The sequence below is a fragment of the Halomonas sp. genome, from assembly GCF_034520545.1.
Lineage (GTDB): Bacteria > Pseudomonadota > Gammaproteobacteria > Pseudomonadales > Halomonadaceae > Halomonas.
Genome location: NZ_JAXHNN010000015.1, coordinates 203,262 through 223,458, shown reverse-complemented (window position 1 = coordinate 223,458; position 20,197 = coordinate 203,262). Strand labels below are relative to the sequence as shown.

At 66.7% G+C, this 20,197-nt stretch carries 18 protein-coding genes and 1 pseudogene; 5 read left to right on the top strand and 14 right to left on the bottom strand.

What is annotated here, in order from left to right:
• A partial coding sequence (locus U5L98_RS17115; RefSeq protein ID WP_322559468.1) for a hypothetical protein occupies positions 1-235 on the top strand: 235 nt, incomplete at its 5' end.
• Here U5L98_RS17115 and rpoH read toward each other — a convergent pair.
• The 4 genes and pseudogenes from rpoH to ftsY all read right to left on the bottom strand — a co-directional run bounded on the left by rpoH (position 145) and on the right by ftsY (position 4,075).
• Positions 145-1,015, bottom strand: a pseudogene (gene rpoH / locus U5L98_RS17110) (RNA polymerase sigma factor RpoH). The gene U5L98_RS17115 and the pseudogene rpoH sit on opposite strands and share 91 nt — an antisense overlap.
• Positions 1,016-1,191: 176 nt before the next feature.
• A complete protein-coding gene (ftsX, locus tag U5L98_RS17105; RefSeq protein ID WP_322559457.1) occupies positions 1,192-2,166 on the bottom strand; it encodes a permease-like cell division protein FtsX in 975 nt (324 codons plus the stop codon).
• A complete protein-coding gene (gene ftsE, locus U5L98_RS17100; protein ID WP_322559456.1) occupies positions 2,163-2,831 on the bottom strand; it encodes a cell division ATP-binding protein FtsE in 669 nt (222 codons plus the stop codon). Before ftsE ends, ftsX begins: the two co-directional genes overlap by 4 nt.
• On the bottom strand, positions 2,828-4,075 hold the full coding sequence (ftsY, locus tag U5L98_RS17095; RefSeq protein WP_322559455.1) for a signal recognition particle-docking protein FtsY: 1,248 nt from the start codon (positions 4,073-4,075) through the stop codon (positions 2,828-2,830). Before ftsY ends, ftsE begins: the two co-directional genes overlap by 4 nt.
• A gap of 91 nt (positions 4,076-4,166) precedes the next feature.
• Between ftsY and rsmD the strand changes: the two genes are divergently transcribed.
• Together rsmD and U5L98_RS17085 are read left to right on the top strand one after the other, a co-directional pair.
• The gene (rsmD, locus tag U5L98_RS17090; RefSeq protein ID WP_322559454.1) at positions 4,167-4,820 is read left to right on the top strand and encodes a 16S rRNA (guanine(966)-N(2))-methyltransferase RsmD; all 654 of its coding nucleotides are present in this window, start codon (positions 4,167-4,169) and stop codon (positions 4,818-4,820) included.
• A 102-nt stretch (positions 4,821-4,922) separates the two neighbouring features.
• A complete protein-coding gene (locus U5L98_RS17085) occupies positions 4,923-5,117 on the top strand; it encodes a cell division protein ZapB (protein WP_151443541.1) in 195 nt (64 codons plus the stop codon).
• Between the two features lie 7 nt (positions 5,118-5,124).
• On the opposite strand, the gene rimI is transcribed toward U5L98_RS17085, so the two are convergent.
• The 8 genes from rimI to U5L98_RS17045 all read right to left on the bottom strand — a co-directional run bounded on the left by rimI (position 5,125) and on the right by U5L98_RS17045 (position 13,102).
• Positions 5,125-5,586 (bottom strand): ribosomal protein S18-alanine N-acetyltransferase, encoded by a 462-nt coding sequence (gene rimI, locus U5L98_RS17080; RefSeq protein WP_322559453.1) that lies wholly within the window; start codon positions 5,584-5,586, stop codon positions 5,125-5,127.
• Positions 5,573-6,388, bottom strand: coding sequence for a hypothetical protein (locus U5L98_RS17075; RefSeq protein WP_322559452.1), 816 nt, complete (start codon positions 6,386-6,388; stop codon positions 5,573-5,575). The genes rimI and U5L98_RS17075 overlap by 14 nt, the downstream gene beginning before the upstream one ends.
• Positions 6,385-6,696: a BolA family protein gene (locus U5L98_RS17070; protein WP_322559451.1), complete on the bottom strand. Its 312-nt coding sequence runs from the start codon at positions 6,694-6,696 to the stop codon at positions 6,385-6,387. The genes U5L98_RS17075 and U5L98_RS17070 overlap by 4 nt, the downstream gene beginning before the upstream one ends.
• A 45-nt stretch (positions 6,697-6,741) precedes the next feature.
• Positions 6,742-8,166 carry an MFS transporter gene (locus tag U5L98_RS17065; RefSeq protein ID WP_322559450.1) on the bottom strand — a complete coding sequence of 475 codons (1,425 nt, stop codon included), beginning with the start codon at positions 8,164-8,166 and terminating at the stop codon, positions 6,742-6,744.
• Positions 8,167-8,246: 80 nt separating this feature from the next.
• Positions 8,247-8,633, bottom strand: coding sequence for a hypothetical protein (locus U5L98_RS17060; protein WP_151443534.1), 387 nt, complete (start codon positions 8,631-8,633; stop codon positions 8,247-8,249).
• A gap of 212 nt (positions 8,634-8,845) precedes the next feature.
• Complete coding sequence (gene lysS, locus U5L98_RS17055; protein WP_322559449.1) at positions 8,846-10,396, bottom strand: lysine--tRNA ligase; 1,551 nt, start codon at positions 10,394-10,396, stop codon at positions 8,846-8,848.
• Between the two features lie 76 nt (positions 10,397-10,472).
• A protein-coding gene (gene prfB, locus U5L98_RS17050; protein WP_322559467.1) for a peptide chain release factor 2 occupies positions 10,473-11,568 on the bottom strand; the annotation gives its coding sequence in 2 pieces (ribosomal slippage) (positions 10,473-11,495 and positions 11,497-11,568; 1,095 coding nt in all).
• 190 nt (positions 11,569-11,758) lie between these two features.
• Positions 11,759-13,102 carry an OmpP1/FadL family transporter gene (locus U5L98_RS17045; protein WP_322559448.1) on the bottom strand — a complete coding sequence of 448 codons (1,344 nt, stop codon included), beginning with the start codon at positions 13,100-13,102 and terminating at the stop codon, positions 11,759-11,761.
• Positions 13,103-13,379: 277 nt separating this feature from the next.
• On the opposite strand from U5L98_RS17045, the gene U5L98_RS17040 reads away from it, so the two are divergent.
• Together U5L98_RS17040 and U5L98_RS17035 are read left to right on the top strand one after the other, a co-directional pair.
• Positions 13,380-13,823 (top strand): MerR family transcriptional regulator, encoded by a 444-nt coding sequence (locus tag U5L98_RS17040; RefSeq protein WP_322559447.1) that lies wholly within the window; start codon positions 13,380-13,382, stop codon positions 13,821-13,823.
• Between the two features lie 233 nt (positions 13,824-14,056).
• Positions 14,057-16,624 carry a heavy metal translocating P-type ATPase gene (locus tag U5L98_RS17035; protein ID WP_322559466.1) on the top strand — a complete coding sequence of 856 codons (2,568 nt, stop codon included), beginning with the start codon at positions 14,057-14,059 and terminating at the stop codon, positions 16,622-16,624.
• Positions 16,625-16,727: 103 nt separating this feature from the next.
• Here the strand turns inward: U5L98_RS17035 and recJ are convergent, their stop codons facing one another.
• Together recJ and thrC are read right to left on the bottom strand one after the other, a co-directional pair.
• The gene (recJ, locus tag U5L98_RS17030; protein ID WP_322559446.1) at positions 16,728-18,536 is read right to left on the bottom strand and encodes a single-stranded-DNA-specific exonuclease RecJ; all 1,809 of its coding nucleotides are present in this window, start codon (positions 18,534-18,536) and stop codon (positions 16,728-16,730) included.
• A gap of 270 nt (positions 18,537-18,806) precedes the next feature.
• Positions 18,807-20,195 carry a threonine synthase gene (gene thrC, locus U5L98_RS17025; RefSeq protein WP_322559445.1) on the bottom strand — a complete coding sequence of 463 codons (1,389 nt, stop codon included), beginning with the start codon at positions 20,193-20,195 and terminating at the stop codon, positions 18,807-18,809.
• Positions 20,196-20,197: the final 2 nt, after the last annotated feature.

Below are 20,197 nucleotides of genomic sequence, written 5' to 3'. Positions count from 1 at the left end.
GCTCGGCGCTTCTCGCTCGGCGCTTGTGGCTCGGCGCTTGTGGCTCGGCGCTTGTGGCTCGGCGCTTGTGGCTCGGCGCTTGTGGCTCGGCGCTTGTGGCTCGGCGCTTGTGGCTCGGCGCTTGTGGCTTGGCGCTACCGGCGATCAGGCCGCCAGGGCGCCGCCGATCTGCTGGCGGATCTTCTTCATGGCGTTCTTCTCGAGCTGGCGGATACGCTCGGCGGAGACGCCGTAAACGTCGGCCAGCTCGTGCAGGGTGGCCTTGTCATCCCCCAGCCAACGACGCTGCAGGATGTCCCGCGAACGCTCGTCGAGCTCGTCCAGGGCCAGCTGCAGGCCGTTGTTCGTGACCTGCTTCCCAGTCGGCCGTCCTCCAGAGCTGGGTGGCCGGATCAGCGCTGCTGTCGTCGAGGAAGTGCACCGGCGCCTGATAGGCGGACTCGTCGTCCTCCCCGGGCGAGGCATCAAAGCCGGCATCGTGAGCCGACAGGCGACCTTCCATCTCGCGCACCACCTCGGGCTTGACGTCGAGATCCTTGGCGATGGCCTCGACCTCGTCGCTGTTCAGCCAGGCCAGGCGCTTCTTGGCACCCCGCAGGTTGAAGAACAGCTTTCGTTGAGCCTTGGTGGTGGCGATCTTGACGATTCGCCAGTTGCGCAGCACGAACTCGTGGATCTCGGCCTTGATCCAGTGCACGGCGAAGGAGACGAGCCGCACCCCCTGGTTGGGATCAAAGCGCTTAACGGCCTTCATCAGGCCAACGTTGCCTTCCTGAATGAGGTCGGCCTGGGGCAGACCGTAGCCGGAATAGCTGCGGGCGATATAGACGACGAAACGCAGATGCGAAAGCACCAGCCGGCGCGCCGCTTCGAGGTCACCCTCGTCGTGCAGGCGAAAGGCCAGCTCGCGCTCCTCGTCGACGGTCAGCATGGGGATACCATTGACCGCCTGGATGTAACCGTTCAGGTCATGACCCGGGGAGAGTTGACCCACCGGCAGAAGACTGGTGTTCATAGTGACACGGTCGTCTCCTTAGAAGCCCAACATATGTCGCTGTGCGTATCACGCCCGATGCTGTCGCAATGCAGTAAATAATGTTCGCTTAAATGACTGTCGACTAGGACGGCGATAATCGACGAAAGTTCCGGTCCTGATGCCCGACACGCGGTGGATTCCGGCCGGCGCTCGCCTCAGCGAGGCCGGATCTCAGCCAAGTGCCGATTCACGGCTATCCAGGCACCTAGCCAGCCAAGTAGTGTACTACAACCGAGCAATATTGTAGACCCCTCGGGGCCCAGCCGCGGCAGGTGGAAACTGGCCCCATAGCTCGCCGCCAGGGCCGAGACCGGTGCCGAGAGCCAGTCGCTGCCCAGCGTCAACAGGCCCCAGGCCAGCAGGCCGCCGCCCAGCCCGAACCAGGCCCCGCTGTAAAGAAAGGGACGACGCACGAAGGCATGGGTGGCACCGATCAGCGTCACCACCTCGATTTCCTGGCGGCGATTCTCCACGGCGAGCCGGATGGTATTGCCCACCACCAGCAGCACCCCCAGCCCGAACAGCACACCCAGGGCCAGGGTAAACCGCTGGCCCAGCTCGGCGAGGTGGCGCAAGCGCTCCAGCCAGGCGAGATCCAGGCGCACCTCATCGACCCCGGGGATGCCCTCGAGTGTCTCGGCGAGCTTTCGCACGGCCTCGGGATCAGGGTCCGCGGGGCGCACCACGACACTGGCCGGCAGGGGGTTGCTCTCGAGTCGCGTCAGGGCATCGCGGAGGCCCAACGCCTGCTGGAACTCGGCCATGCCCTCGGCGGCGGTGATCAACCGGGTACCGGCCACCCCCTCCTGGGCGGCCAGCGCTTCCTCGATACGCCCGGCCTCGCCCTCTTCGATCCCGATCTCAAGGTAGGCGGTGAGGGTCGCGCTCTCCTCCAGCTCGGCATCGAGCAGACGTGCGCTGTCCAGTGTCAGCCAGAGCCCTGCGGGCAGCACCAGGGCGATGGCAATGGCCAGCATCGTCAGCAGGCTGCCCAGTGGCCGGCGCAGCAGGCGCCGGCCACTGTCGACGGCCATGGTGCGGTGGTGGCGCGCCCAGGCCCGCCAGCGGACGCCGCTTGTCGGCCGGTGTGTGTGCGCCCCCCGGGGTGAAGGGGGGGATTCGCGGCTCATGCGACCTCCTCGTCGGCCACCAGACGGCCATCATGGAGCCGCAGGGTGCGATGACGCAGCCGAGCGATCAGCGCCAGATCGTGGCTGGCGACCATCACGGTAGTACCGATGCGGTTGAAGTCCTCGAACAGCGTCATGATGTCAGCGGAAAGCTGGGGATCAAGGTTGCCGGTAGGCTCGTCGGCAAGCAGCAGCGCTGGCTTGTTGACCACCGCCCGGGCAATGCCGACCCGCTGTTGCTCTCCGCCGGAAAGCTCGATGGGCAATGCGGCCTCGCGGTGCAGCAGCCCCACCTTGTCCAGCGATGCCCTCACCCGCCGCGCCGCCTCACGGTGCTCGACCCCCTGGATCTCCAATGGCAAGGCAACGTTGTGGAAGATCGAGCGATCGAAGAGCAGCTGGTGGTCCTGGAAGACCACTCCGATCTGGCGACGGTAGAAGGGAATCTGGCTGTGGTGCAGGCGGTCGATGTCATGGCCCGCCACCCGCACCCGGCCGCGGCTGGGTCGCTCCAGACGCATGATCAGGCGCAGCAGCGAACTCTTGCCTGCACCGGAATGGCCGGTGAGGAAGACCATCTCGCCACGCCGCACTCGGAAATCGATATTGGCGAGCGCCTCGAAGCGCCCCCCGTAGCGCTTACCGACGTGCTCGAAGGCGATCATGACTCGGCCGACACCGGCTCACGGTCGAACAGGGCATCGACGAACTCACCGGCCACGAAAGGACGCAGGTCATCCAGGGATTCGCCGACGCCGATGAAGCGGATGGGCGTGCCGAGCTGGCGGGCCAGGGCGAAGATGATGCCCCCCTTGGCCGTGCCATCGAGCTTGGTCAGGGTGATGCCGGTGACCGGCACCGCCTCGTTGAAGGTCGAGGCCTGAGCGAGGGCGTTCTGGCCGGTCCCGGCATCGAGCACCAGCATCACCTCATGGGGGGCGCTATCGTCGACCTTGCCCATCACCCGACGAACCTTCTTGAGCTCCTCCATCAAATGAGCCTTGTTGTGCAGGCGGCCGGCGGTATCGGCGATCAGTACGTCGACGCCCCGCGCCTTGGCGGCCGACACGGCATCGAAGATCACCGAAGCGCTATCGGCCCCGGTGTGCTGGGCGATCACCGGCACGTCGTTGCGCTCGCCCCACACCTTGAGCTGCTCCACCGCCGCCGCCCGGAAGGTATCACCGGCAGCCAGCATCACGCTGCGCCCCTCGCGCTGGAAGCGCTGAGTCAGCTTGCCGATGGTGGTGGTCTTGCCCACGCCGTTGACGCCCACCACCAGAATCACGAAGGGCCCCTCGCCCTTCGGCGGCAGCGCCAGCGGTTGAGCGACCGGCTCGAGCATCGTCGCGAGCTCCTCCTGCAGGGCCCGGTAGAGCGCCTGGGGCTCCTTGAGCTCCTTGCGTGAGACCCGCTCGGTGAGCCGGTCGATGATCTCGGTGGTAGCCTCGATGCCCACGTCCGCCATCAGCAGCTGGGTCTCGAGCTCTTCCATGAGGTCGTCGTCGATCTGCTTGCGGCCCATGAAGAGGTCGGCCAAGCCATCGGTGAGGTTGGCACGCGTCTTGCCAAGCCCGGCACGGATGCGAGAGAACCAGCCCTTCTTGTCGGCCACGGGCTTCTCCTGCAGGGCCGCCTTGGATCGTGAAGGCTCGGGGGCAGGCGTAGTGTCGACGGCCGGCTTCCGGGGCGCCGGTTCGGGTTCGGGAGCCTCGTCCCGGGCCGGCTCGGGCGACTTCGCCGGCTGACTGCCGGATGCGGATTCCTCGACCTCGTCAGGAGCTTCCGTCGCCGGCGCGGACTCGGTGGTGTCGTCTGCCGCTCGCTCTTCCGACTGGCGCTCGGCCTCCTGTTCCGGTGTCGTCTGCTGCCCGTCCTGCTGCTTCTTGCGCTTGAAAATACCGAACATGGGGGGATCACGCCTCACGGATGAACGAATCGTCTCATCCTACCATCGCGCACCATGACTGTGGACAAGCCGGCGGGTACAATCCGCCCCCATGACACGACGCCGCTCCCCTTCCAGCAAGCCCGGCAAGCCGGCCGCCAACGCACCCCAGGGCGCCGGCCGCCGGAACGCCGGCCGCCGGAACCCCGGACGGCTGCGCCTGATCGGGGGCGAGTACCGGCGCCGTCAGTTGCCGGTGCTCGACCACCCGGGGCTGCGCCCCACCCCCGACCGGGTGCGCGAGACGCTGTTCAACTGGCTAGCCAGCGCCACGCCCGGCGCGCGAGTTCTCGACCTCTTCGCAGGCACCGGGGCGCTCGGCCTGGAAGCCCTCTCGCGGGGCGCCCGGCAGGCGGTGTTCGTCGAGCGTGACCCTCGAGTGGCACGTCAGCTTGCCGACAACCTCGAGACGCTGGGAGCCACCGAACGCGGACGCCTGGTCACCACCGATGTGCTGGCGTTCCTCTCTTACGCTCCCACCCCCTTCTCGCTGGTATTCCTCGACCCACCCTTCCGCCAGGAACTCGCCGAGACCTGCTGCAAGACTCTTGAGGCAGGCTGGCTCGCCGAGGACGCTCTCGTCTATGTGGAAACCGAGTCGGCGCTCGAGCCCGAAGTACCCACCAGTTGGCAACTCCACCGCGAGGTGCGTGCCGGTGACAGCACCGGGCGGCTCTACCGCCGGCATCCGCCTTGCTCGGGGTAGTCGGACGGTGACGCTTGCTGAGCCCCGACCGCGGCGTTACGCTGCGCGCTGAAGGAAGCCAACGGGCACGCCCCACCCGCAGGATGTCGCCAGGAGAACAGGATGAGTAACGAACTCTTCAACCAGCTCGAACAGAAAGTCACCAGCGCCGTCGAGGCCCTGGAGTTGATGAGAATGGAAGCCGAGGAGCTACGCGAGGAAAACGCTCGCCTGAAACAGGAGCGCGAGGAGTGGGAGCGCCGGCTCTCCGCGCTGCTGGGGAAATTCGACGAGGTCGAGACGACGACCAGCAGCTGAGGCGACATCAGGCCAGCGGGAGCGACATCAGCAACGCGTCCTCTCGCCGGCCTACTTCGCCGCTGGAGTAGTAACCGCGGCGCCGGCCGTCCTCACCGAACCCCGCACGCCGATACAGGCCAAGGGCCTGCTCGTTGCCCGCCCTTACCTCCAGCAGCAATCGCTCACTTCGCCAGGTACATGCCTGGTCGACCACCGCCGTCAGCAGCCGCCCCGCCAGCCCTCGGCGACGCGCTTCCTCCGCCACCAGAATCGCCTGCAACTCCGCATCGAAGGGCAGCCGCACCACCACCGCATGACCGACCAGGCACGCCTCGTCCTCGATGCCGAACACCCGGGTGTCGGGGTCGGCCAGCGCCGCCTGCAGCTGGCCTTGCGTCCAGGGGTCAGGGCTGGCGGCCTGCTCCAGGGCCGAAAGCATCGCCAGGTCGTCGGGGCCCAGCCGCCGCACCGCCTCAGCCGGGCTCACGGCCCGCCTGCCAGGCATCTCCCCAGCCGGCTATCCGCGGCCAGAGGGCGCGCTTGGCCTCGGCACTGCCGGCCAGCTCGCCAAGCGCAGGTCCCTGCCAGGCCGGCAGCGCCAACAGCGGGCAGTGACCATCGGCGAGGGTCAGCAGCTCGTCGAGGGTCTTGTCCTCCCCGAACACCAGCAGCCGTTCCGGTACCCATCCGCGCCGCTGTCGACCGGCAAGGAAGGCCTGTAGGCCCTCGCGAGCCTCCTCCAGCGGCGCCTCCACCGGCAGCCCTTCCACCTGGGGCCAGCGGAAGGCCTCGAAGGCCGGCATCTGTTCGGGCACCACACCGGCGGCCTGCAGCAGGTGGCGCAGCAGGCGTAGCTCCACGCTGCCGGGCGGCACCTCCCCGGGCAGCAAGATCAGCCAGCGGCCATCCAGGCAGGCCACCTGCAGGGTGAAGCGCAGCGCCTCCCCGCCGTGACGCTCGGGACCCGGGCGTTGCGCCTCGAGCGTGGCGTCCTGCTCGTCGGGGAGCACCAGGTCGCCGAGCAGCGCGCGAGCCTTGCCGGCCGCGGGACGGTGACGCGGTTCGGGCTCGGCGGGGGCCGGTCGCGGGGCGGCGGTCTGCGCCTCGGCGGCCTCGTCGAGCAGCGCATGCAGCCGCTCCCCCGGGGCGCGGCGCCCCTCGGCCACCAGCGCGGCGGCCTCCCACTCACAGGCCGGCGTGGCCAGGGCATTGGGCAGGCGATAGCGGGAGACCCAGGCCGTCAGGCCCATGGCCTCCAGGTACTGCAGGCGCTGCGGCTCCGGGGTCACGACTGACTGCCGCCCCGGCAGTCGGGGGAGTCGGGACGGGAGCGGCCGCTGGCTTCCCACTCCTGGGGCGTGAAGAGATGGAGCGCCAGGGCGTGGACGGGGCCGGCAAGCTCATCGGCGAGCAACGCATAGACCTGCTGGTGCCGCTTGACCGGCATCAGCCCCTCGAAGCGCGAGGCGACCAGGGTAACCTTGAAGTGGGTCTCGGAGTTCGGCGGCACGTTATGCCGGTGGCTCTCGTTCTCCACGGCCAGGAAGGCGGGCTCGAGGGCCCTGAGCTTGTCTTCGATGGTGGCCTGGGTGCTCATGTCGAGGTTCCGATGCTGTGTGAGTGATGGATCCATTGTACGCCTTCAGTCCGGGTCCGACGACGCCCGCAGCGGCTCGGTACGGCGCGCCTCGCGCTGGGCCCGCCCAGCCAGCGACACCCGCCCCAGGCTCGCCGCGAGCGACAGCACACAGGCCCCCGCGCCCGCCCAGAGGGTCGCCTGCACCGGCGCCCCGGCGGCCAGGAAGGCCCCCACCAGGGCGACGCCCAGCGATTGGCCCACCGTGCGGGTCGTGCTCATCACGCCGGAGGCGCTGGCACTGCGCTCGCGGGGCACACTGGCCATCATCTCGCGGTTGTTGGGCGGCTGGAAAAGCCCGAAGCCCAGCCCGCAAAGCCCCGTGCGCCACAGGCTATCCACCACGCCGGCCTCGGCATCGAGCCCGGCCAGGGCGGCCAGGCCCAGCAGCAGCATCACCAGACCGCTACTGGAGAGCAGGCTGGGGTTGATCCGGTCGGCCAGTTGCCCGGCCAGTGGACCCACGATCATGATCGCCAGCGGCCAGGGCGTGAACATCCAGGCCGTTTCCAGCGGCGTGAAGCCCATCTCCTGCTGGTAAAGGAACGAGAGCGCCACGAAGGCCAGGCCCTGGCCGACGAAGGCGAGCCCCGAGGCCGAGACCGCCAGCGTGAAGCGTCGCTCGGCAAACAGCGAGAGCGGCAGCAGCGGGTGGCGGGCTCGGCGCTGGCGCTGCAGGAAGAGTACGGCACTGAGCAGGCTCAGTGTCAGCCAGGCGAGTACCTGCCAGGCTGGGGCCCCGTGGCCAAGGCCGTCCAGGCCGAGAAAGAGCCCGGCCAGCATGGCCACCGAGCACAGCGCCCCGCGCCAGTCGAAGCCATCGCGCCGCCCCGCCTCGCGAGGCAAAGCCCGCCAGGCCAGCCAGAAGGAGCAGATCCCCAGCGGCACATGCAGGGCGAACAGCCAGGACCAGTCAGCCACGGAGAGCACCAGTCCACCGAGGGTCGGCCCGGCGGCGTAGCCACCGGCCACCACCAGGGCGGAGAGCCCCAGGGCGCTGCCGAGCAGACGCGAGGGAAAGATCGAGCGGTAGAGCGACGGGCCGATGGAGAGCGTCGCCGCAGCACCCAGGCCCTGCAGGGCCCGGAACAGCAGCAGGGTCTCCAGGTTCGGCGACAGGGCGCTACCCAGGGCAGCCAGGGTGAACAGCGCCAACCCGGCGACATAAAGTCGCCGACGACTGACCAGTTCGCTGAGGGCGGCAAAGACCAGCAGGAAGGCGGCACAGACGACCTGGAAGAGGTTGGTGACCCAGACCACGCGGGAGGCGGAGACCCCGAGGTCGGTCGCGATGGAAGGCAGCGCGATATTGACCATGGTGGTGTCGACCACCGCCATCAGGGTGCCGAGGACCAGCGCCAGCACCGCCAGGCGCCGCTCGGGGCCCGGCAGGCCATCGTCGCCAGGGCGGGTCGCGAAGAGTCGACTCATCTTGCTTCCCTCGTTGCGGGGTCCTTAACGAGGAAACCGGCCGAAGCCGGTTTCCCCTGTTCGATGCCAGGCGGGTAAGGTCAGTCCTGATCCGTCTCCAGGAGGAGGGCGTCATCCACCTCGGAGATCTCCAGCGCCGCCTCATTGTCGAGGTCGATGGCCAGATAGCTGTGCTCGACCTGCAGGAAGCGCTGGAAAAGCGCCCAGTCCAGGGCCTCCGGCCACTGGCGCTCGTCTTCTTCCCAGGCCCGCAGTTCGGTCTCGAGGATTTCGAGGTAGCGCTCGTGCACGAAGGCCTCCAGGGCCTCGGGCGTATCCATCTCCGGGATCAGGTAGACGGTGCTTTCGCGCTCGACGTCGGCCAGGGTCAGGTCATCGCCCTCCATCGTGGGTTCGAGCGCATTGATCCAGTCCACGAAATGCCGGGTCGGCCTGACGCTCAGGGCGGAGCGGTTGAGCAGTTTCATCACGGTCTCCTCGACGTCGAAACGACGACCATTATGGGTGCTGGCCGCCCCGGTTACCAACACTTCCCATCATAGAGACACCGGGACGGGGCTGATCCGGCGGAAGGTCTACGAGGAGGCGCTGTAAACCCTTCCCTGGGCGCTACCGACGCCATCCCTGGCGTAGGACCTCCTCTTCGACCTACCCCCGGCGCCCCTCAACTCACCACCTATCAATCAACTTCTGGGCGCATGGCCGGAAAGAGCAGCACATCGCGGATGGAGGCGCTGTCGGTGAACAGCATCACCAGCCGGTCGATGCCGATGCCCTCGCCGGCGGTGGGTGGCAGGCCGACCTCCAGCGCCCGCACGTAATCGGCGTCGTAGTACATTGCCTCCAGGTCGCCGGCTTCCTTCTCGGCGGCCTGGGCGCGGAAGCGTTCGGCCTGGTCCTCGGCGTCGTTGAGCTCCGAGAAGCCGTTGGCGATCTCGCGGCCACCGACGAAGAACTCGAAGCGCTCGGTGACGAAGGGATTGGCGTCCTTGCGCCGCGCCAGCGGGCTCACCTCGGTGGGGTACTCGGTGATGAAGGTGGGCTGATTGAGGCGATGCTCCACGGTCTTCTCGAAGATCTCGATCTGGACCTTGCCCAGCCCCCAGCCGTCCTTGACGTCGATGTCCAGGCGCTCGGCGATCTGGCGCGCGGCGGACTCGTCGGCCAGGGCCTCGGCATGGATCTCCGGGTTGAACTCGAGGATGGCATCGAACACCGTGATCCGCCGCAGCGGCTGGCCGAAGTCGTACTCGAAGGTCTCGAGCACCTCGTCTTCGCCGCTGCGCACGGTATTTACCACCGTGGTGGTGCCCAGCACCTTGCGGGTCACGCTGCGCAGCATCTCCTCGGTGAGATCCATCAGGTCGTTGTGGTCCGCATGGGCCTGATAGAACTCGATCATGGTGAATTCGGGGTTGTGGCGCGTGGAGAGGCCTTCGTTGCGGAAGTTGCGGTTGATCTCGAAGACCCGTTCAAAGCCGCCCACCACCAATCGCTTGAGGTAGAGCTCCGGCGCGATGCGCAGGTACATGTCGATGTCCAGCGCATTGTGGTGGGTGACGAAGGGGCGCGCCGTGGCGCCGCCGGGAATCGGCTGCAGCATGGGGGTCTCCACCTCCATGAAGCCGCGGTCCTCGAAGAAGCGTCGCATGGCGCTGATCACCCCGGCGCGGGTCTCGAACACCTTGCGCGAATCGGGGTTCATGATCAGGTCGACGTAGCGCTGGCGATAGCGCGCCTCCATGTCGGTGAGGCCGTGGAACTTGTCGGGCAGCGGGCGCAGGCTCTTGGTGAGCAGCTTCGCCTCCACCATCATCACGTAGAGGTCGCCCTTGCCCGACTTGTGCACCGGCCCGCGGGCCGCCACGATGTCGCCGATGTCCCAGCCCTTGACGTCCTCCAGCACCTCGGCCGGCAGCCCCTTCTTGTCGACATAGAGCTGGATCGTGCCAGAGGGATCCTGAATGACGATGAAGGGCCCACGCTTGCGCATGATGCGCCCCGATACGGCGGCCTGACGGTCCAGCGCCTCCAGATCGGCCTTCTCGCGGCCGCCGAGCTCATCGAGCAAACCAGCCGCCAGGCTGTCACGGCGAAAATCGTTGGGAAAGGCGCTTTCGCCGGTCTCGACGGCACGCTCACGGCGGGCGGCCAGCTTGGCACGACGCTCGGCGATCAGGCGGTTCTCGTCATTCTGCGGGCTATCCGATGAAGGGCTCTCGTTGGCCATTTTGCTACCGTTCGAGTGAGCCAGTGGCTGGCACGGCCATGCGCGGCTTCGTACGCCCGTGGATGGAAGCTCGGGGCTACAGCCCTTGCTTGAGGCTGGCGACGATAAACTGGTCCAGATCCCCGTCCAGCACCTTGTCGCAGTTGCTTGATTGTACGCCGGTACGCAGATCCTTGATGCGCTGGTCATCCAGCACGTAGGAGCGAATCTGGCTGCCCCAGCCGATATCAGATTTGGACTCCTCGGCCTCCTGCTTGGCTGCGGTGCGCTTCTGCATCTCCAGCTCCCACAGCTTCGCCTTGAGCTGCTTCATGGCGAAGTCGCGGTTGGCGTGCTGGCTGCGCTGGCTCTGGCAAGCCACCACGATCCCGGTAGGCTCGTGGGTGATACGCACGGCGGAATCCGTGGTGTTGACGTGCTGCCCACCGGCCCCGCTGGAGCGGTAGGTATCGGTGCGCAGGTCCGAGGGGTTGATCTCGACCTCGAAGCTGTCATCCACTTCCGGCGACAGGAACACCGAAGCAAAGGACGTATGCCGGCGGCCACCGGAGTCGAAGGGGCTTTTGCGCACCAGACGATGCACGCCGGTCTCGGTCCGCAACCAGCCGAAGGCGTAATCACCCTGAATGTGCAAGGTGGCCGACTTGATGCCCGCCACCTCACCGGCAGAAACCTCGATGATCTCGGCCTTGAAGCCGTGGTGCTCGGCCCAACGCAGGTACATGCGCAGCAGCATGTTGGCCCAGTCCTGGGCCTCGGTGCCGCCGGATCCGGCCTGGATGTCGAGATAGGCGTTGTTCTCGTCCATCTCGCCGGAGAACATGCGCCGGAACTCGAGCTTCTCGAGGCTGGCCTGAAGCCCTTCGATCTCCTTCTGAACCTCGTCGACGGTACCTTCGTCGTCCTCCCCCTCCGCGAGTTCGAGCAGGTCACGGCTGTCGCCGAGGCCCTGCTCGAGGTCGTCGATGGTGGACACGATCGCCTCGAGCGTTGCTCGTTCCTTGCCAAGCTTCTGAGCGTGGTCCGGATCGTTCCAGACGTTCGGGTCCTCAAGCTCGCGGGTGACTTCCTCTAGCCGATCCTTCTTTTCGGCATAGTCAAAGATACCCCCTCAGGACGTCTGTCCGCTCGGACAGGTCCTTGATGAGATGGTGAATCGGGTTGGTTTCCAACATGGGGCTCATCCGAGTCTGTGATGGAACGATGGCCGCCGGGGCCTGGCTCGACGCCAGGGCCCCGGCGGCACGGAAAAGACGCCTATTGTAGCGAAACTGCCGCCCTGCCGCATCCACCGCGCGCTGGGGCTCTAAACAACGAAACCCGGCCGAAGCCGGGTCCCGAGGTCAGGCGCGTGGATGGTGGTCAGAAGCGGTAGTCCACCGAGAGGGCGAAGACGTCAGCAGCGACCTCGTAGGTCCCCGAGAGGTTGCCCTTGCTCGCATTCTCGTTGGTCGGCGTCGCTCGCTGATCGATATCGCCATCATCGGCGAAGACGTGCATGTAACCAGCGGTGATGCCGAGCTCCGGACTGGGCATCCAGGTGGCACCGAGGGTCGCCCATTGGCGATCGGCATCCGGCACCCGCGGAGTGCGGTATTCGGCACTCGGCACCGGGCTCTCGTCCAGGCCCAGGCCGGCACGCAGCAGCCACTGCGGGGACAGCGCATAATTCGCGCCTACCGAGAAGGCCCAGGTATCGTTCCAGTTTTCCTCGGTTCGACTCGGATCGCGACCATCATCGAACACGACCACCAGTTCGTCGAAGCTGCTCCACTCGGTCCACTCGGCATTGGCCATCAACGCCAGTCGATCGGTCAACTGGTGATGGATACCCAGATTCAGGTTGGCCGGCGTGGTCAGCTCCGCCTTACCACCGGTTCCACTGACCAGGCCTGCGTCAATGGCGCCTTCCGAAACGGGGTCCGTGCCTCTGACGTCGAGTTCTCCATCGAGGGTCAGGTCGATTTCCGAACGATAGCCGATCCCCAGGCGAGTCCGGTTGTCGACCTGAAAAAGTGCCCCGAGCGTGTAGCCATAGCCCCAGTCATCGCCCGTCACCTCACCGATGACATCGTTTTGTCCCGGGGTAGCCAGAGGATTGCCCATCCTGGCTGCCGCGCTTCCGAAGTCTATGGCATTCGAGAGGGTCGCATCCGCATACTGGGCACGAAGACCAACGGCCAGGTTGAGGCGATCGGACGCCCGATAGTTGAGGGTCGGTTGGAAGTCGATGGTGGCAAGCTCCGTCTCGATGGCGTGGTAGCGGCCGATCCACTCCTTCTCATATTTGGTCGAGAGACCATAGGGCGCATTGATGGTCAGACCCAGGTCGAACCGCTCGTTGAGCTGGGTCTTGGCAGCAAAGCTTGGCACCACAGCCGACTCGCCCCCTTGCCGAGAGCCTCCCCGATCATAATCGACCACGCCTCCCAGGCTGTTGGCCTCGGCCTCCTGCAAATCGAACTTGGCGTCGATATAGGCCACCCCGCCAACGACCTGATTACCGTCGATATTACCGATGGCGGCCGGATTGTAGGCCATGAAGCTGGCATCCTCGGCACCGGCGGCGGCATTGGAGAGTGCGTTGGACAGCGTCTTCGCGCTCTGCTCGCGGACCTGGAAGCCGGAAGCAGACACCTGGCTGGCGATCAACGCCGTGGAGGCAAGCGCCACGGCGAGGGAGAGCTTGTTGAACTTGTTATGCATGGGCTCGTCATCCTTTCGGGTAGGTAATGCTGGGAACTTGTCGTTGCTCTTTGGCATACCCGCAGTGTTTGCGAATCCTGCCTCCGGGATCAAGCACAAACGGCCGTTTTAAACCAAAAAATCCTAATACTTTGGTTGCACACTCGTTTCATTCATCGAACTTTCATCGACTTAGTCACCATATATTCACCACGGGAGGCGGAGTGGCATCAACCCTTGACCTATGGGTTACCCAAAGGTTTTACACTTGCGACACGACATACCAAGGAACCCTGCCATGAAGGTCAGCGAACTGGCACGCCTGGCCGGCGTCACCGCCGAGACCGTGCGCCACTACACCCGCGAGGGACTCCTACATCCTGAGCGCCATCCCGAGAACGGCTATCAGCTGTTCGGGCAGGCGGACCTGGACCGGCTGCGCTTCATCCAGCGGGCCCGCACCCTGGGATTCGGCGTAGCCGAGATCCGCAACATTCTCGACCACGCCGATCATGGCGATTCGCCCTGCCCCATGGTGCGCGACCTGCTGGCAAACCGACTGCCGCAGATCCGTGAGCAGATCCGCGAGCTGGAATCCCTGGCCTCGCGCATGGAACAGGCCCTGGCCGCCTGGGACGGGATGCCCGACGGCACCCCGGACGGCCACAGCATCTGCCGCCTGATCGAGAACTTTCCCGAACCGCTCGATGCCGACCATGAGACCAATGAGGAGGCCCGATGAACGCCAGACAGACCCTGGAACGCCAGGTCCCCGGCATGAGCTGCCAGGGCTGCGTGGCCAAGATGCGACAGGCCATCCAGGCCGAAGACCCGCAAGCCGAGATCACCGGCACGCCGTCCGAAAAACGCCTCGAGGTCATCACGACCCTCGCCGATGTCGACCTGGATAAGGCGCTGGCCAATGCGGGCTATCCGACAGCCGGCCGACAACATCATGAGCGCCGCGTGCCGGGCATGAGCTGTCAGGGTTGCGTCGGTAGGATGCGTAAGGCGATCCAGGCCGAGGACCAGGACGCCGAAGTGGCCGGTTTCCCGAATGAGAAGCGCCTGACGATTAACACCGCCCTGGGAGGCGAGACCCTGGACCAGCTGCTGGAACAGGCCGGCTACCCTCCCGCTGAATCCACGGAAGCTGCCGAATCAGAGCGCGAGTCATCCTCCGAGCCGAAGCCCGAAGCGTCATCCTCCGAGGAAACGCACGACAAGGTCGCTCACCAGAGCAGGGATTCCCAGACGGAAGAGTCAGACGTACGCGCCACCGCCCAGCGACTCTCGATCAGCGGCATGACCTGTGCAAGCTGTGTGAAGAGCGTGCAGCAAGCCCTGGAGCGCACGCCGGGCGTTGTCGGCGCAGAGGTCAACTTCGGCACGCATACCGCCCAGGTGCGCGGCCGCGCCGACACGGACGCCCTGATCGAGGCCGTGCAGGACGTAGGCTACGATGCCGAGCCCATCGTCGACATGCGCGAGGCCGAACAGGCCCGCGCCGAGCGCGACGAGCGGGAGTACCGTCGGCGCCTGAAGGGCAGCGCCTGGTCGCTGGTCCTGGCCGTGCCGCTGATGGCCAGCATGTTCTTCTTCCACCCCCACCCAGTCGGTGCCGGCCGGCTCTATTGGCTGGTGATCGGCCTGTTGACGCTGGCGATAATGGTTTTCCCGGGCCGCCACTTCTTCGTCAATGCCTGGAAGAACCTCAAGCACCACCAGGCGAACATGGACACCCTGATCGCCATGGGCACCGGCACCGCCTGGGTCTACTCCATGGCGGTAGTGGCCTTCGGTCCCTGGCTGCCCGAGGTGGCCCGGGGTATCTACTTCGAGGCCTCGGCGATGGTCATCGGCCTGGTGCTGCTGGGCAATGCCCTCGAGCTGCGGGCGCGAGGCCGGACCAGCGATGCCCTAAAGCGACTGCTCGACCTGCAGAGCCGCACCGCGCGGGTGATCCGCAATGGCGAGGAGCGCGAAATCGAGATCGATGAGGTCCGCGAGGGCGATCACATTCGCGTGCGCCCCGGCGAGCGCCTGCCGGTGGACGGCGAGGTGACCGAGGGGCAGAGCCATATCGACGAGTCCATGCTCACCGGCGAGCCCCTGCCCGTGACCAAGGGCGAGGGCGACGAGGTGAGCGCCGGCACGGTCAACGGCAAGGGCTCGCTGGTCTACCGCGCCACCCGCGTGGGTGCCGACACCCGACTGGGCCAGATTACCGAGCAGGTGGCCAGCGCCCAGAACTCGCGCCCCCCCATCGGACAACTGGCCGATCAGGTATCGAGCGTCTTCGTACCCTCGGTGATGATCATCGCGGTGATTACCGCGCTGGCCTGGTTCAACTTCGGTGCCGAGCCACGGGTGATCCACATGCTGGTCACCGCCACCACGGTACTGATCATCGCCTGCCCCTGCGCCCTGGGTCTGGCCACACCGATCTCCACCATGATCGGCGTGGGCAAGGCAGCCGAGCACGGGGTGCTGGTGCGCAGCGGCGATGCCTTGCAGACCGCCAGCAAGCTGACGACCCTGGTGGTGGACAAGACCGGCACCCTGACCGAAGGCAAGCCGGAAGTGACGGAATCGGAGGTGCTCGAGGGGGACGAGCGGCAGGTGCTGGGTCTGGTGGCGGCCCTGGAGCGCGGTTCCGAACACCCACTGGCGGCCGCCTTGATGGCGCACGCGGAAGAACGACAGGCCGAACCCGGTGAGATTCGAGACTTCGACACCGTCACCGGCGGCGGGGTCAAGGCGACCACGGCCGACGGCAAGGCGCTGCTGCTGGGCAATGCCCGGCTATTGGAAGAAGCCGACATCGACCTGGCCAGCGGCCGCGAGATGGCTTCCGAACTGGAGGAAAAGGCGCGCACCGTGGTCTATCTGTCGGTGGACGGCCAGCTGGCCGCGCTGTTCGGCATCAGCGACCCCTTGCGCCATGACACCATCGCCGCCGTGAAGCGCCTGCAGGCCGATGGCCTCAAGGTGGTGATGCTCACCGGCGACAACGCCCATACCGCCGGCGCCATCGCTCGGGAAGTCGGCATCGACGACTTCCGCGCCGGCCTGCTGCCCGAGGACAAGCATGCCGAGATCGAACGGCTGCAGCGTGAGGGGGAAATCGTGGGCATGGTCGGCGACGGCATCAACGATGCCCCGGCACTGGCCCGCGCCGAGGTAGGCTTCGCCATCGGCCAGGGGACGGACGTGGCCATCGAGAGCGCCGGTATTACCCTGGTACGCGGCTCGCTGCACGGCGTGGCCGCCGCCATCGAGATCAGCCGAGCCACCTTGCGCAACATCAAGCAGAACCTGGTCGGCGCCTTCGGCTACAACACCCTGGGCATTCCCATCGCCGCTGGGGTGCTCTACCCCGTGACCGGCACGCTGCTCTCACCGATAATCGCCGGGGTCGCCATGTCGCTTTCCTCGATCACCGTGGTGAGCAACGCGAATCGACTGCGCCTGTTCCGCCCTTCCAGCGAAACCGGCGGAGATGACACGGGGAACCACCAGAAAAAGGAGGACGCATCATGAGTTGGATCGTCAATCTCGCCGGCCTGGCACTGATCGCCTTGATCGCCTGGTGGTTCTGGGGGGCCGCCTAGGTGGGCGCGCCTAGCGGCGGCCGCCCATCACCTCAACCCTTGACGGCTTCGGCGTGCTCGACCATCAGCTGGAGCGTCTCGCGGCCTCGCCAGCGATTGCGATTGAGCTTGAAGGCGCAGCGCAACGCATCGCCGACGCCAAAGGCCGGACTCTCGCCGGGCGACAGGGCACGGAACCAGATGGCCTTCAGGCTCACCGCCCCGGTGGAAAGCTCCAGCATCAGGTGGCTACCGTCGGCCCCCACCGGACGCAGGGCCTCGACCAGAAACTCGCCCTGGAACAGCGGGGCATCGAACTCGCGGCCATAGGGCCCCAGCCGCTCGAGCTCGTCTAGGGTGGCAAGACCGAGCTGATGGGGCGCTAGTTCGCCGTCGGTGAAGATCCGCGGACAAAGCTCCGTCTCGCCCAGCTGCTCGCCCACCGCCTGCAGGAATGCTGCACGGAATGTCGCCAAGTGCTCGCGGGGCACCCCCACGCCCGCGGCGCCGCGGTGGCCACCGAAGCGTGGAAGCGCCTCGGGCGCCAGCTCGAAGGTCCGCTGCAGGGCGTCGCGCAGGTGCAGCCCCTCGATGGAGCGACCGGAGCCGGTGAGCATGCCGGGCGCCGCTGCTGGGGTCAGTACCAGAGCCGGCCGTCCGAAGGCCTGCACCAGCCGGGAGGCGACGATGCCCTGCACGCCCGGATGGCCGTCTTCCAGGAAGACAACGATGGCGGGCTCGTCGGCGGTCAGGGCCGGCAGGGCCAGAGCCTTGGCCTCCTCGGCCATGTCGGCCTCGATTGCCTTGCGCGACTGGTTGTCCTGATCCAGCGTCTCCAGATGTCGCGCCGCCGTGGCGTCGTCCGCCGCGAGCATGTAGTGCAGTGCCGCATAGGGATCGTCGAGGCGTGAACGGGCGTTGATCCGGGGCCCCATCTGAAAGGCCAGAGTCTCGGCGTCGAAGGGCACGCTGTCGGCCCCCAGCCGCTCGGCCATGGCCCGCCAGCAGGCGGCTTCCATGCGGTTGATCAGCGCCAGGCCGTGGGTCACCACCGCTCGGTTGGCCGCGCTGCCGCCCAGCGAGACGCAGTCGGCCACCGTGCCCAGCGCCACATAGGAGAGCCAGGGCGAGAGCTTGGGTGTGGCCTCGGGCAGTACACCCCACTCGATCAGCACCTGCCGGGCCAACGACATCATCAGCCATGCGACCATGCAACCGGCGATGGTCGCGTCAGGGTAGCTGCAGTCGTCGCGGGTGGGGTTGACCACGGCGTAGGCCGAGGCCGGCGGTCCCTCCAGCGGCAGGGCGTGGTGGTCGCTGACCACCACCTCGATGCCGGCGGCCTGTAGACGGGCGATGCGCGGCTCATCGGAGCTTCCGCAGTCGGCGGTGATCACCAGGCTCGGGCGCGGCGAGAGCGCCAGGGTGCGCTCCACCAGCGGCAGGCTGATGCCGTAACCGTCGTGAATCCGGTGGCCGATCAGGCTGTGCAGGTGCGCCTCGGGTACGCCGAAGAGCTCGACCAGTGTGCGCCGGATCACCACGTGGGAGGTGATGCCGTCCACGTCGTAGTCGGTGAGGATGCCGATGTGCTCGCCGTCCACCACCGCCTGGGCGATGCGTTCGGCCGCACGCCGGGCGTCCGCGAGCCTCTCGGGGTGGGCCAGATGGCGCAGGCTGGGAGAAACCAGCGGCGCCAGTTCGCCCTGATAGCCGGCAAGCCGCCCAGCCAGCACCCGGGCCTGGAGTTCGGAGAGCCCTTCGCGCTGGGCGCGGGCGTAGAGGTCGGCGTCGCGGGGCCGCGGCAGGATCTGCGGCCTCAGGCGCTGATGGAGATCTATGGGGTCGCTGAAAGCGTCCAAGCCCGGCTCCTGTGATTCGTATTCATCGGCACGTCGGTGCATTGCCGCTGTGCCTAACGAGGGGCGCCGGGGACAGGCTTCATGAGGCCTAAGCGCCGCTGACGCCTGATGCCCGCTCGGGGCTGACCCGGCGACAGGCCTGTTCGGGGGCGCTGTGACCCCCTCCCTGGGCGCTACCGATGCCATCCATGGCATAGGACCCCCTCCAGGCCTGTCCCCGGCGCCCCTCGCTACCTCTCGCTTCCAGCTTTTCGCTTCTAGCTTTCAGCTTCAGCGCCGGTTCTCGGCCACGAACTGCTGCACGGCAGAGAGCTCCGCAGGCAACACGGTGTAGCGCTCCTCGCGCTCCAGCAGGTCGTCCATGTGCGGCGGCAGCGGGACGCCAGGGAAGCCGGCCTTGACCACCGCGTCGGCGAACTTGGCCGGGTGGGCCGTGGCCAGGGTGATCACCGGCGTCGCGGCATCGGCCCGCTCCTGCTCGGCCGCACGGTAGCCGGTGGCGGTGTGCGGGTCGAGAACCTCCTGGGTACGGTGATGCGCTTCGCGAATCACCTCCAGAATAGTGGCGTCGTCCACGCTGTGGCTGGCGAAGGACTCGCGCAGCCTGGCTAGCGGCGCTTCAGCCAGAGCCGTCGGTTCTGCTTGGAAGCGCTCGAGCAGGGCATTGACCGCCGCCCCATCGCGCTCGTAGGCCTCGAACAGCAGACGCTCGAAATTGGACGACACCACGATGTCCATGGAGGGGGCGAGCGTGGCGACCAGCTCCTGCTTGGAAAAATCGTTGTCGGTCAGAGTGCGGTGCAGGATATCGTTCGCATTGGTGGCGATGATGAACTGCTTGACCGGCAGTCCCATGCGCTTGGCCATGTAGCCGGCGAAGACGTTGCCGAAGTTGGCCGACGGCACGCAGAAGCTCACCTGGCGGTGCGGTCCACCCAGTGCCACAGCCGAGGCAACGTAATAGACGATCTGCGCCATGATGCGCGCCCAGTTGATGGAGTTCACCGCCACCAGCCGAGTGCCGTTCAGGAAGCCCTGGTCGGCGAAGCTCGCCTTGACCATGGCCTGGGCGTCATCGAAGTTGCCCTCGATGGCGACATTGAAGACGTTGTTGGCCAGCACCGTGGTCATCTGGCGGCGCTGCACCTCCGAGACCCGCTGGTAGGGGTGCAGAATGAAAATGTCGAGGTTGTCGCAGTGCCGGCAGCCCTCGATGGCCGCCGAGCCGGTATCACCCGAAGTCGCCCCCATGATGACGGCTCGCTCGCCGCGCTTCTCCAGGAAGTGGTCGAGGATGCGGCCGAGCAGTTGCAGGGCCACGTCCTTGAACGCCAGCGTCGGGCCATGGAACAGTTCGAGCAGGAAGTGGTTCGCATCGAGCTGGTTGAGCGGCACCACGGCGTCGTGACTGAAGGTGGCATAGGCCTCCTCGACGATGCCCCGGAAGGTCGCGTCGTCGATTTCGCCGTTGACGTAGGGCTTCATGACCCGGAAGGCGATCTCGGCGTACGACAGCCCGACCATATCGGCCAGATCTTCATGGGAAAGCGTCGGGACTTCCTCCGGCACATAGAGGCCACCATCGTTGGCCATGCCGGTGAGCACGACCTCCTCGAAGGAGAGCGCAGGCGCCTGCCCACGGGTGCTGATATAGCGCATGG